This is a genomic window from Pseudonocardia xishanensis, from assembly GCF_039541715.1.
Lineage (GTDB): Bacteria > Actinomycetota > Actinomycetes > Mycobacteriales > Pseudonocardiaceae > Pseudonocardia > Pseudonocardia xishanensis.
The window spans coordinates 23,802-35,641 of record NZ_BAABGT010000060.1; the positions used below are offsets into that span (position 1 = coordinate 23,802).

Here is an 11,840-nt window from a genome sequence, read left to right on the forward strand (position 1 = left end):
TACGGGTAGTATCCTCGCGGGGTGGACCAGCGATCGGATGAGGTGGATGACGTTGAATGAGTTCGTGCCTGCTGGATCGACAGCCTCCGAGATCGCCGCCAGCATCGAACGCGGGATACGGAATGGTGGCCTGGCGCCGGGCACGGCCCTCCCTTCGGTGCGACGACTGGCGACAGTCCTCACGCTCAGCCCGACAACGGTGGCCTCTGCGTACCGGATCCTGCGGGATCGAGGGGTGGTGACGAGCCGAGAGCGGGGTCGTACCCGAGTCAGTGCCAACCCACCGGTCGCTCCACGTGTCGCGTTGACGATTCCGGCATCCACTCGGGACCTGGCGAGTGGCAATCCGGATCCGTCGCTCCTGCCGTCAATCGCGGAGTCGGCCAACCTCTATAGAGGGGTTCGGAAGATGTACGGGGAGCCGTCCGTTCTGCCCGAACTCCGCACGCTCGCAGTGGAGAGTCTGGGCCTTCCGGGCGCCGCAGGCGACGATCCAGTCGTGGTCAACGGCGGTCTGGACGGTGTCGAGCGCGTCCTCGGGGCGCATCTCAGGCCGGGCGATCGCGTGGCGGTCGAGGACCCGTGCTTCACGGGTGTGCTCGATCTGGTGCGGGCGATGAACCTCGAGCCGCAGCCGATGCTGATCGACGAGTTCGGTCCCCTCCCCAGCGAGCTGGAGCGATGCCTCTCCGAGGGAGTTCACGCGGTCATCATCACTCCGCGCTGCCAGAACCCTACAGGCGCGGCGCTGGACGAGCAGCGCGCCGGAGAGTTGCGCGCCGTGCTGGACCGCTACCCGGCGGCCCTGGTCATCGAGGACGATCACGCAGGGAGTACGACGTCCCTCCCGCGGCACAGTGTGGTCGCCGGCCGTTCGCGGTGGGCCATCGTCTGTTCGGTCGCCAAGTCGCTGGGGCCCGATCTCCGGCTTGCCGTCGCCGTGGGTGACCCGACAACCATCGGACGGGTCGAGGGCAGGCAACTGCTCGGCTGCGGCTGGGTGAGTCACATCCTCCAAGCGGCCGTCGTGGCACTCTGGGCGTCGCCCGACGTAGCGGCCTTGCTCGCGGACGCAGCGGTGGTGTACGACCGACGTCGAACTGCTCTCGTCGACGCACTCGCCGAGCTCGGCATCACGAGCGTGGGACGGTCCGGGTTCAACGTGTGGATCCCGGTCGACGATGAGAGTGCCGTCATCATGGGGCTCCTGGGCCGCGGATGGTCCGTGCGCGCCGGTGAGCCGTACCGCATTCACAGCAAGCCTGCGGTTCGAGTCACAACCGCGACACTGGACGTGGACGACGCCCGCCGGTTCGCGGCTGACTTCGCGCGTGTCACGATGCCGCAGCGGAGCACCCGCTTCGCGTGATGCGCCATCTCAGCGGATGGGCTGCAACATCGAGGAGGTCAGGTATCTGACTTTCGAGCGCTGCCAGTGTGTGCGCCTCGCCGAAGTACGAGACCCAGCGAAGGGCGAGCTTCATCCCCGCCGCGGTCGGTTCGTAGCCGGCCGTGCTCTTCAGCGGATTCAGCCAGATGACCGCACGCGAGAGAGAACTGATCCGCTGCATCTGGCCCGCGAGATCAGCGGGCTTCCCCGTCTCCAGGCCGTCCGACACGATGATCACCAGAGCGCCGCGGACCGGCGATGGGCCGGGCCCCTCCACGACCCCTCGAAGGCCTTCCGCGATGCGCGTCCCACCGTCGAGATCGCTGACGTCGGCACTGATGGTGGCCAGCGCGGCGTCCGGCGTCGGTGCCGTGAGGGCATTGCTGATCTCCGTCGTTCGGGTCCCGAAGCAGAACGTCCTCCATGGAAGCCCAGCCTGAGTACCCGCGTAGGCGAAGAGCAGACTCGACCGGCAGTACCGCTTCATCGACCCTGAGACGTCGATCGCGAGGACCGTACGAACCGGGCGCAGCGCCGGGGCTCGATAGGCGAGGACGAACGGCTCCCCGCCCGTACGGTAGGCCCGGCGAATCGTTCTCCTGAGGTCGAGCGACCCTCGTCGGCTCTGCGGCTGGCGCCGACTTCGCCGCGACGGTGGGCTGCGGCGAAGTGCGGTGGTCAGTCGCTGAATCTCGTCCAGCTCGGCGGCGGAGCACCCCTCCAACGACGCCGTGTTGACCAGCTCGATGGGACTGCCGAGACCGTCACCGACAGCCCCGGAGGAGCTGTCCTCGCCCGCTTCGCCTGCTCCCGGGCCGAGACGCAACCGGAACTCCGACGTGCGCTCGACGTCCTGGGGCGAGATCTCACCCGCGAAGAACTCCTCGAAGAGCTGGTCGTAGAGCGGGATCTCCTCCGGGCGCGACACGAGGGTGACGCGCCCGGCCCAGTACAGGTCTCCGGTGGGCAGAGCTGCAGCGCACCTCACGAACTCGATCATGCGCGTCGTGTCGGCGGACAGCCCTGCCCCTCGTAGCAGCGCGCCGAAGGCTGACAGCCGAAGAGTGGCCGGGTCCTGGTCCCAGCTCATCGACTCAGCCAGTCGGCGACCAACGGGAGGTCCTCAGGACTCTTCACGACCGCTCCGAGGCTCCCGACCGCCTCGTCGCCCTCCGCATCGTCCGCGTTCAGCAACGAGAGGGCATGCGCCCAGTCGATGGCTTCGGCCGCACCCGGCAGCTTCGTGAGACCCAACCCGCGGATGCGAGACACCGTCTCCGCGACGGAGCGAGCGAGCCGGTGCCCGACATCCGGGACCCGGAGCTCGATGATCTCAGTCTCCCGCTCGATGCTCGGGTAGTCGATCCAGTGGTAGTAGCACCGCCGCTTCAGCGCATCATGCAGCTCACGAGTGCGGTTCGAGGTGATGACCACGACGGGCGGGGACGCCGCCCGAACCTCGCCGAGCTCTGGAATCGAGACGGCGAACTCGGACAGCGTCTCCAGGAGGAAGGCCTCGAACTCCTCGTCGGCACGATCCAGCTCATCGATCAACAGAACCGGTGCCGGCCGCATGCGGAGCGCCGAGAGCAACGGCCGCTCGAGCAGGAACTCCTGCGAGTAGACGTTCTCGAGCTCCGCGGTGCGGCCGGCCTCCTGATTTCCGAGCCGGAGAGCCAGCAGCTGGCGAGGGTAGTCCCACTCGTAGAGTGCCTGGGCGGCGTCGATGCCCTCGTAGCACTGCAGGCGAACCAGCGGGACGTCGAGCACCTCGGTCAGCGTCTTGGCAATCTGCGTCTTCCCCACTCCGGCTGCCCCTTCGAGCAGAATGGGTCGCCCCATCCGAACAGCCAGGAAGAGTGCACGAGACAGTCCCTCATCGGCGATGTACCTGCGTTCAGCGAGAGCGGACCGCACCGCCGCGACGGACGCGAAAGCGGGATGGGCCGCGCTCGTAGGACCTTCTCCGTCGGTCACGTCCTACCCTTCGCCGGCCTCAGCCGCTCGTCCGGCCTCCCGGATGTAGCCCAGGACGGTGTTGGGCGGGAGCGGACTCCGCTCGACGTTGACGCCGAGCGGGCTGAGAGCATCCGCCACCGCGTTGAGAACGGCCGCCGGAGCGACGGACAGCCCGCCCTCACCCATGCCCTTCATGCCGCCCTCCGTCACGGGCGACGGTGTCTCGAGGTGTTCCATGATCACCTCGGGGACCTCGGTCGCCGAAGGGTACAGGTAGTCCATGAGTGATCCTGCCAGGAACTGGCCGGTCTCCGGGTCGTAGGCGAGATCCTCGAGGAGGGCGCCGCCGATCCCCTGCGCGATCGCGCCGACCGTCTGCCCCTCGACGATCATCGGGTTGAGCATGACGCCGCAGTCCTCGACCGACCAGAACCTCGTCACGTCGACGCGCCCCGTCTCGATGTCGACCTCCACCTCGGCCGCAACGCAGCTGTTCGGCCACGTTTCGAGCGGGTCGTAGGATCGGGTGGCTGTGAGAGCAGGCTCCAGGTCGGCCGGACGAGAGCGTCCACCGTAGTAGGCGTGGGCCGCGACCTCGGCGATGGTCACGGTCTTCGTGGGCACACCCTTGACCGACGCGACGCCGTCGTACCACTCGATGTCCTCGGCACTGACCTCCAGCATGTTGGCCGCCATCTGGGCCATCTTCTCCTGGACGTCCCCGCTCGCCCGGAGGACGCATCCACCGCCCACCACGGCGGCCCGGCTCGAGTGCGTACCGAACCCGTAGGGCGCCGCCCGCGTGTCGCCCATGGTGACACGGACCGACTCGAGCCGGACCCCGAGTCGGTCGGCCGCAACCTGGGCGAGGGAGGTCTCGATCCCTTGGCCGTGGTTATGGAGGCCACACGTCACCGACACGGATCCGTCCGGTTCGATCGTCACCGTCGCAGCGTCGAAGATCTCGCTGGCCAGGTAGCCGTTGACCTTGCCCATGTCCGATCCCCAGGCGCTGGGCTCGACCGAAGGGACGAAGGCGATGCCGATGTAGCGTCCTTCCTCCTCCCGTAGCCGGCGCTGACGCTCGCGGAACTGGTCGTAGTTCGCGAGATCCCTGGCCCGCTCGGTGCACTCCCGGTAGGTGCCCCCGTCGTACTTCGCTCCCGTCAACGAGACGTACGGCTCGTTCGGGATCGTGTTGCGCAGCCGGAGCTCTACCGGGTCGATCTGCAGCTCGCGTGCGATGTCGTCGATGAGCGACTCGCGTGCACTCGTGCCCGCGGTGCGACCGACCGCGCGGTACGCCCCGATCGGACACCTGTTGGTGTAGGGACAGTCGATCGTGTACTGGACACCCTCGATGGCGTACAGGCTCGGAAGCGCGGCGGCCGTCGTCATCGCCTCGACGAGGGCCGTCCACGGGTACGACTGGTAGGCGCCGTTCACGCCGACGTAGCGGGCGCGGAAGGCGAGGAACTTGCCTTCCGACGTGCACGCGATGTCCATGTAGGTGATGATCTCTTTTGCATGGAGCGATGCCGCGAGGTTCTCGTAGCGGTCCTCGATCCACTTCACCGGCCGGCCGACCAGCTTCGAGAGCGCCGGAATGATGACTTCCTCTTGGAAGACGTGGCACTTCTCGCCGAAGCCTCCGCCCACCGCGCCTGCGATGACGCGAATGCGCGACTCGGCGATCCCCAACGGAGGCGCGATCAGGGACCGGACGAGGTGCGGGCTCTGACTCGACGTCCAGACCACGACCTCGCCGCTCGCGGTGTTGTAGTCCGCGATGACGCCGCGGGTCTCCAACGGTGACGGCGAGAAACGACCGGCGTGGAAACGCTTCGAGAAGACGTGGTCCGCCTCCTCGAACAGCCTGTCGACGTCACCCTTCTTGTACTCGATGTGGGCGAAGTTGTTGTGTCCGAGCTCCTCGTGGAGCACCGGCGCATCAGGCTCCAGAGCCGCTTCGGGGTCGATGACGTGGGGAAGCACCTCCCACTCCACGTCGATGAGGTCGACCGCGTCCTCGGCGATGTAGCGGGACGTCGCCACGACGACCGCGACCAGATCCCCCACGAACCGGGCCTTGTCGGCCGGAATCATCTGCAGTTCCTGCGGGTTCACGTCGGTTCTGCCGGGAACACCAGCGGTGAACTTGCCGACGACCTCGTTGAGATCGCGGCCCGTGAACACCCCCAGCACTCCGTCGATCTTCTCGGCCTCGCTGGTGTCGATGTTCACGATGCGGGCGTGCGCATGCGGGCTGCGGAGGAAGGCCGCCTCGGCCATACCCGGCAGCGTGATGTCATCGGTGTAGCGGGCCTGCCCGGTGAGGAAGGTCGGGTCCTCCGTGCGGAGGACCCGGGCTCCGATGTACTGGGTGGGCCGGGGGCCCTTCTCCATGACACTGGTCATGACTGCTGGGCCTCCTGGTCCGCGATCTTCCGAGCTGCGCACTGCACCGAAGCGACGATTCCCTGGTACCCGGTACAGCGGCAGATGTTGCCGGACAGGTACTCACGGATCTCGCCCTCGGACGGCTTCGGCGACTCCTCGAGGAGTCGCTGGGTCGTCAGCACCATGGCCGGAGTGCAGAAGCCGCACTGGAGCCCGTGCTCCTCCTGGAACGCCTGCTGGATCGGGTGGAGCGAATCGCCCTTCGCCATCCCCTCGATCGTCTCGATCGTGCATCCGTCCACCTGCACGGCCAGCATCAGACAGCTTCGGACCACTTCGCCGTCGACTCGGATGCTGCACGCGCCGCAGACCCCGTGTTCGCAACCGACATGGGTGCCTGTGAGGCCCAGCCCGTGGCGGACGAAGTCGGAGAGCAGCATGCGAGGCTCAGCGAGGGCTCGCTGCTTCTTGCCGTTGACGGTCACGGTGACGACCGTCGGCTCGTCGGAGACCTCCGGGAGTTGATCAGACATCACTGGGCTCCTCCGTGGATGCGCTCGAGAACCCGGCGTACGAGGGTCCGCGATACGTCGATGCGGTACTCCGTTGATGCGTGCTGGTCACCGGACGGTGACAATGCTGCCGCTGCGGCGTCGGCGGCCGCCAGGCGCACGGCAGGGTCCCCGAGCTGCTGGCCGATCAGGAAGTCCTCCGCCTGACGCGCCCGGAACGGAACGTCCGCGACGTTGGTGATGGCGATGCGGGCGGACGTGATCCGACCGTCCCCGTCTTCGTCGATCTGAGCCCCCACCCCGACGAGCGCGTAGTCACCATGGCGCCGCGAGACTTCGAGGAAGGCACTCCTGCTGGTGGGGGAAGCGGGCGGGACGTCGATCCTGGTCAGCACCTCGTCGGGCTCGCGAGCCGTCGTGAAGACCGAGACGAAGAAGTCGGCGGCGCGCACCTCGCGATCACCGTTCGGTCCGGTGAGGATGATCGACGCGTCGAGCGCGACGAGCACTGCGGGGATCTCGCTAGCGGGGTCGGCGTGAGCCGCGCTCCCACCGATGGTTCCGCGCGCTCGGATCGCCGGGTGGCCGATGTGTCGCACCCCGTCCCGGAGGAGCGGCGCGTGGTGGGCGACCACGTCCGAATGCTCGACAACCCGCTGGCGCGTCAGAGCGCCGATCGAGAGCCGCCCGTTCGCGTGGACGCCGGCGATCTCCCCGACGTGGTTGATGTCCAGAACTACCTCGGGCCGGGCCATGCGCATGTTGAGCATGGGCACCAGACTCTGACCACCCGCGAGGATGGTCACATCGTCGCCGTGCTCGGTCAGCACGTGGACGGCTTCGTCGACGGATCGAGCGGCGCAGTACTTGAAGACGGGTGGCTTCACTGTGCTTCCTCACGTTCTCTTCTCGAAGTTCGGAAGTCGCAGCCCGACGTTGGCGCTGTGGCGGTTCCGGGATGCGGCGGATCAGTCCGGTGCGCGGCGACCTACTGCGGCCGCCGGTACGCCTTCACGTAGTCGGGGATGGGGTACTCCTGAGGCAGCTTCGGATCGGTTTCCGCTGGACGATAGAGGGTTTCGATGGGGATCACACCGGCCCATGTGTCCCACTCGAGGTCCTCCCCCTCATCACCCGGAGGGCCGGACCGGAGCTTGACGGACGCCTCGTCGATGGGGATCTTCAAGAGGGCCGAGGCCTTGATCTCCGACGCGGTGGGGGCGCGGACATCGCTCCACCTGCCCGGCACCAAGCCCTCGGTGAGAACCTTCAGGGCGACCAGGCGCTCCTCGGGGTCCGTGACCGGGGTGGCCCGCCCCATGATGATGACGGACCGGTAGTTGAACGAATGGTTGAACGCTGTTCGAGCCAGCACGATCCCGTCGGTCAGCGTGACGCTGACGCACACGTCCACCCCGTCGGACAAGGTGCGCATCGTTCGACTCGCCGCCGAGCCGTGGACGTACACGTCCCTGCCCACACGAACGTATGCAGTCGGAATGACAAGAGGCCATCCCCGTTTCTCGACGAAGCCGAGGTGGCAGATCAACCCCTCGTCCAAGATCCCGTTGATCGTCTCGAGGTCGTAGACCCCGCGTGTGTTGAAGCGCCGAAGGGTCGTCCGGTCGGTGGGGCGCACATGGTCGTCGTCCACTGGCATGGCGCCACGCTAGACTGACATGGAACAGACGGCAATAGTGACCTAGTACAGATTCGCTCGGTGCCCGTCGGACGTTCGCGCCGTCCGCGTCGCGCTTCGTGACCGACCCGTCGCCGACCGGGGACAGGATCGCGGCGGCCGGCTCCGTGCCGATGCCACGCAGCTCGGCCGGCGTGCGGCCGGCCTCAGCGACCGCTGCGGCGGTGTCCTGCCCCAGGCTGCGATGCGCCGGTCCAGCTGACGGATCTCCGCGACCAGGTCGACCTCCAGTCGGCACAGCGTCCGCGCACCTTGTCCTCGCACGTGTCGCCGCGCGTTGGTCAGGCTCGATCCGAGGTCGTTGATCCGTCACTATCGACGGTGTGTCAACCGCCGCGGTGCACCGGTCGGGCGTTGGATTCTGGTCGAGCCCTTCCCCCGGGTACTACTCTGCACGGACCAGACGGTCTGCGGTGTTCGTCCGCGGCGGAGGTTCCGAGGGAGTCCATGGCGGATTCGTCCCAGGGCGCGGCGGGCGGCACGGGCCTACGCGCCGAGATCGAGCTCTCGTGGCGGCGTGCCAAGCTGTTCGGAGTCGACCCCGACTCGCCGGGCACGCTGCGGGTCTCGGACGTCGACCGCACCAGCAGGCTCATGGTCGCCGCGCTCCCGGTGCTCCGCCGGCTGGCCGAGGAGCTCGGCGATCATCCGTTCTCCCTCATGCTGGCCGACCGGGACTGCCACGTCACGTACCAGTGGTCGGGTGAGCGGCGGCTGTCCTCGGCGCTCGAGTCGTACGGCATCGGCGTGGGCGCCAGGCTCGACGAGGGCGCCGCGGGCACGAACGGCCTCGGGACGCCCCTCGAGCTGGGCCGCGGCGTCGCCATCCACGGTGCGGAGCACTACCTCACCGTGCTGAAGGGCTTCAGCTGCTACGGCCACCCGATCCGGCACCCGCTCACGCGGCGTCTCGAGGGGGTCCTCGACATCACCCTCGCCGCGCCTACGGTGAGCCCGCTCGTCGGCCCCCTGCTCTCGCGCGCCGTCGCGGACATCGAGGCCCGGATCATCGAGGGTGCACGGGCGACCGACCGCAGGCTCTTCCTGGCGTTCCAGGCCGCGACCCGGAGACGGTCGACTCCGACCGCTGTCCTGGGCGGTGACATCGTCCTGGCCAACCGGGCCTGTCTGGAGCGCCTCGGGTCCACCGACCCGTCCGTGCTGCGCGTGCTCACGCGCGACCTGCGCGACCGCAGCCACGTCGTCCACGTGCTCGACCTCGGGCCGTCGGGGCGGATCCCGGTCGAGGCGGAGCGCATCGACGGGACGCTCGACGGCGTGCTGTTCCACCTCGGCGAGCGCGAGCCCGCCGTGGACCCGGCCCGGGACGACCGGCGGTCCACGCCGCAGCGCCCGCCCGCGGCGGTGCTCGTCGCGGGCGAGCCGGGTACCGGTCGCAGCTGCACGGCCCGCGAGCTCGCCGGACAGGACGCGGTCCAGGTGTTCGACGCCGTCGACGCCCTCACCGGGGACGGCCGGGCCTGGGTCTCCCGGCTCGTCGAGCTCGCGGCCGCGCACACCGGCACGCTGGTGATCGAGGACGTCCATCTGCTCGACGAGCGCGCGCTCGCCGTGGTCCGCAAGGCGATCACGGCCCCCATGGGCGCCCGGTTCGTCCTCACCTCCGCCCCCGTCGCCCAACTGCCGGTCCACGTCGCGGACCTGGTCGCCCGCTGTCCGCAACGGGTGGAGCTCGTCCCGCTGCGCGACCGGGTCCACGAGCTGCCCGCCCTCCTGCGCCGCCTGGGTGCCGAGCGGCGACCGGACCGGGAGCTCGTGTTCACCCCGCAGGCGCTGGAGGTCCTCGGCGCGCAGCCGTGGCCGGGGAACCTGGTCGAGCTGGCCCAGCTCGTGGACGAGCTCGTCGCACGGCCGCTCACCGATCGCGTCGGCCTCGGCGACCTCCCCAAGCGCTTCCGGGCGAGTGCCCGCACCACGTCGCTGGGCGGCCGGGAGCGCGCCGAGCGGATCGCCATCATCACCGCGCTGCGCGAGGCGGGCGGCAACAAGCGCAACGCGGCCTGCGAGCTGGGGATGAGCCGGACCACCCTCTACCGGAAGATGCGGCGACTCGCCGTCCCGGAGGAGCTCGGCAGCTCCTAGGATGGCTTGCGTGTGTCCAGTAATGGAACACGGCACGGCGCCCCACGCCCGCCACCCTTGTGTCTCGTCACACCGACGTGAGGAGACATCGATGACCGCTGCGGTCGAGACACCCGTCCACGCCGAGGTCCGCGCCTTCCTGTCCCGGCAGCGCCAGCTGCTGATCGACGGCCAGTGGGTCGACGCGGCCTCGGGCCGCACCTTCCCGACGTACGACCCGGCCACCGGCGAGAAGCTCACCGAGGTGGCCCACGGCGAGGCGGAGGACGTCGACCGCGCCGTCCGGGCGGCCCGCCGGGCCTTCGAGGACAGCCCCTGGTCGCGGATGAAGCCGAACCAGCGCGAGCGGCTGATCTGGCGCATCGGCGACCTGCTCTCCGAGCGCGCCGAGGTCTTCGGGCAGCTCGAGGCGCTGGACAACGGCAAGTCGGCGGGCATCGCACAGGTAGTGGACACGGCGTGGGCCGCCGACGTGTTCCGGTACTACGCGGGCTGGACGACGAAGATCGAGGGCAGCACGGTCAACGTGTCCATGCCCTTCGCACCCGAGGGCGCGCAGTTCCACGCCTACACGGTGCGCGAGCCGCTCGGTGTCTGCGGCCAGATCGTCCCGTGGAACTTCCCGCTGCTGATGGCCGCCTGGAAGATCGCGCCGGCGCTCGCCGCGGGCAACACCGTCGTCCTCAAGCCCGCCGAGCAGACCCCGCTCACCGCGCTGCTGCTCGGCGAGCTGTTCGAGGAGGCGGGCTTCCCGCCCGGCGTCGTCAACATCGTCACCGGCTTCGGCGACGCCGGCGCGGCGATCGCGGCCCACGACGACGTCGACAAGGTCGCGTTCACCGGGTCGACCGAGGTCGGCAAGCTGATCGTCGACGCGGCCAAGGGCAACCTGAAGAAGGTCTCCCTCGAGCTGGGCGGCAAGAGCCCCAACGTGGTGTTCGCCGACGCGGACTTCGACATCGCCGTCCCCGGCTCGCTCAACGCCTGGCTGTTCAACCACGGCCAGTGCTGCGTCGCCGGGACCCGAATGTACGTCGAGGACACGATCTTCGAGGAGTTCACTCAGGCCGTGGCCGACGCCGCGAGCCAGGTCAAGATCGGTCCGGGCCTCGACCCGACCAGCCAGCTCGGCCCGCTCGTCTCGCAGGAGCAGTTCGACCGCGTGTCGCGCTACCTCTCCGAGGGCCTCGCCGACGGCGCCCGCGCGCTGACCGGCGGCAAGCGCTTCGGCACCGAGGGCTACTTCGTCGAGCCCACCGTGTTCGTCGACGTCAAGCCCGAGTTCAGCATCGTCCGCGAGGAGATCTTCGGCCCGGTCGTCGCAGCGCTGCCGTTCAACGCCGAGGAGGGGGTCGCGGCCGCGGCGAACAGCAGCGAGTACGGGCTGGCCGCGGGTGTCTGGACCCGCGACATCTCCAAGGCCCACCGCACGGCCCGCCAGCTGCGCGCCGGTTCGGTGTGGATCAACCAGTACAACGGCTTCGATACCGCGATGCCGTTCGGCGGGTTCAAGCAGTCCGGCTGGGGCCGCGAGCTGGGTGCCGAGGCCGTGGGTCTCTACACCCAGACCAAGGCAGTCAACGTCGCCCTCTGAGCAGTCCTCCCAACGAAGTAGAGGAGATCAAATCATGAAGACCAAGGCCGCCGTCGTCTACGAGACCGGCAAGCCCATCGAGATCGAGGAGCTGGACCTCGACGGCCCCCAGGCCGGCGAGGTGCTGATCCGCTACACCTACGCGGGCCTGTGCCACTCCGACGTGCACATCTCCCACGGTGA

At 68.8% G+C, this 11,840-nt stretch carries 9 protein-coding genes and 1 pseudogene; 4 read left to right on the forward strand and 6 right to left on the reverse strand.

Annotation, left to right across the window (positions count from 1 at the left end):
* Positions 1–46 precede the first annotated feature (46 nt).
* Positions 47–1,369 (forward strand): aminotransferase class I/II-fold pyridoxal phosphate-dependent enzyme, encoded by a 1,323-nt coding sequence (locus tag ABD993_RS20780; protein ID WP_345420930.1) that lies wholly within the window; start codon positions 47–49, stop codon positions 1,367–1,369.
* On the opposite strand, the gene ABD993_RS20785 is transcribed toward ABD993_RS20780, so the two are convergent.
* The 6 genes from ABD993_RS20785 to ABD993_RS20810 form a co-directional block, all read right to left on the reverse strand.
* Positions 1,335–2,480, reverse strand: coding sequence for a vWA domain-containing protein (locus ABD993_RS20785; RefSeq protein ID WP_345420932.1), 1,146 nt, complete (start codon positions 2,478–2,480; stop codon positions 1,335–1,337). The two genes, ABD993_RS20780 and ABD993_RS20785, sit on opposite strands and share 35 nt — an antisense overlap.
* Complete coding sequence (locus tag ABD993_RS20790) at positions 2,477–3,367, reverse strand: AAA family ATPase (RefSeq protein ID WP_425569068.1); 891 nt, start codon at positions 3,365–3,367, stop codon at positions 2,477–2,479. Before ABD993_RS20790 ends, ABD993_RS20785 begins: the two co-directional genes overlap by 4 nt.
* Before the next feature lie 3 nt (positions 3,368–3,370).
* Positions 3,371–5,767 carry a xanthine dehydrogenase family protein molybdopterin-binding subunit gene (locus ABD993_RS20795; protein WP_345420935.1) on the reverse strand — a complete coding sequence of 799 codons (2,397 nt, stop codon included), beginning with the start codon at positions 5,765–5,767 and terminating at the stop codon, positions 3,371–3,373.
* Positions 5,764–6,234, reverse strand: a complete 471-nt coding sequence (locus tag ABD993_RS20800; protein WP_345420938.1) for a (2Fe-2S)-binding protein — start codon at positions 6,232–6,234, stop codon at positions 5,764–5,766. Before ABD993_RS20800 ends, ABD993_RS20795 begins: the two co-directional genes overlap by 4 nt.
* A 47-nt stretch (positions 6,235–6,281) precedes the next feature.
* Complete coding sequence (locus ABD993_RS20805; protein ID WP_345420941.1) at positions 6,282–7,148, reverse strand: FAD binding domain-containing protein; 867 nt, start codon at positions 7,146–7,148, stop codon at positions 6,282–6,284.
* Positions 7,149–7,249: 101 nt separating this feature from the next.
* Complete coding sequence (locus tag ABD993_RS20810) at positions 7,250–7,921, reverse strand: pyridoxamine 5'-phosphate oxidase family protein (protein WP_345420944.1); 672 nt, start codon at positions 7,919–7,921, stop codon at positions 7,250–7,252.
* 486 nt (positions 7,922–8,407) lie between these two features.
* Here ABD993_RS20810 and ABD993_RS20815 point away from each other — a divergent pair, with 486 nt between their 5' ends.
* The 3 genes and pseudogenes from ABD993_RS20815 to ABD993_RS20825 form a co-directional block, all read left to right on the forward strand.
* Positions 8,408–10,063, forward strand: a complete 1,656-nt coding sequence (locus ABD993_RS20815) for a sigma-54-dependent Fis family transcriptional regulator (protein ID WP_345420947.1) — start codon at positions 8,408–8,410, stop codon at positions 10,061–10,063.
* Between the two features lie 91 nt (positions 10,064–10,154).
* Positions 10,155–11,657 (forward strand): aldehyde dehydrogenase family protein, encoded by a 1,503-nt coding sequence (locus ABD993_RS20820; protein ID WP_345420950.1) that lies wholly within the window; start codon positions 10,155–10,157, stop codon positions 11,655–11,657.
* Positions 11,658–11,691: 34 nt separating this feature from the next.
* A pseudogene (locus ABD993_RS20825) lies at positions 11,692–11,840 on the forward strand (alcohol dehydrogenase catalytic domain-containing protein); the annotation flags it as partial.

What these genes read in the sequence shown, in the direction of transcription:
- ABD993_RS20780 (WP_345420930.1), top strand. Translation starts at nt 47, where the DNA reads ATGACGTTGAATGAGTTCGTGCCTGCTGGATCGACAGCCTCCGAGATC.
- ABD993_RS20785 (WP_345420932.1), bottom strand. Translation starts at nt 2,480, where the DNA reads ATGAGCTGGGACCAGGACCCGGCCACTCTTCGGCTGTCAGCCTTCGGC.
- ABD993_RS20795 (WP_345420935.1), bottom strand. Translation starts at nt 5,767, where the DNA reads ATGACCAGTGTCATGGAGAAGGGCCCCCGGCCCACCCAGTACATCGGA.
- ABD993_RS20810 (WP_345420944.1), bottom strand. Translation starts at nt 7,921, where the DNA reads ATGCCAGTGGACGACGACCATGTGCGCCCCACCGACCGGACGACCCTT.
- ABD993_RS20815 (WP_345420947.1), top strand. Translation starts at nt 8,408, where the DNA reads ATGGCGGATTCGTCCCAGGGCGCGGCGGGCGGCACGGGCCTACGCGCC.
- ABD993_RS20820 (WP_345420950.1), top strand. Translation starts at nt 10,155, where the DNA reads ATGACCGCTGCGGTCGAGACACCCGTCCACGCCGAGGTCCGCGCCTTC.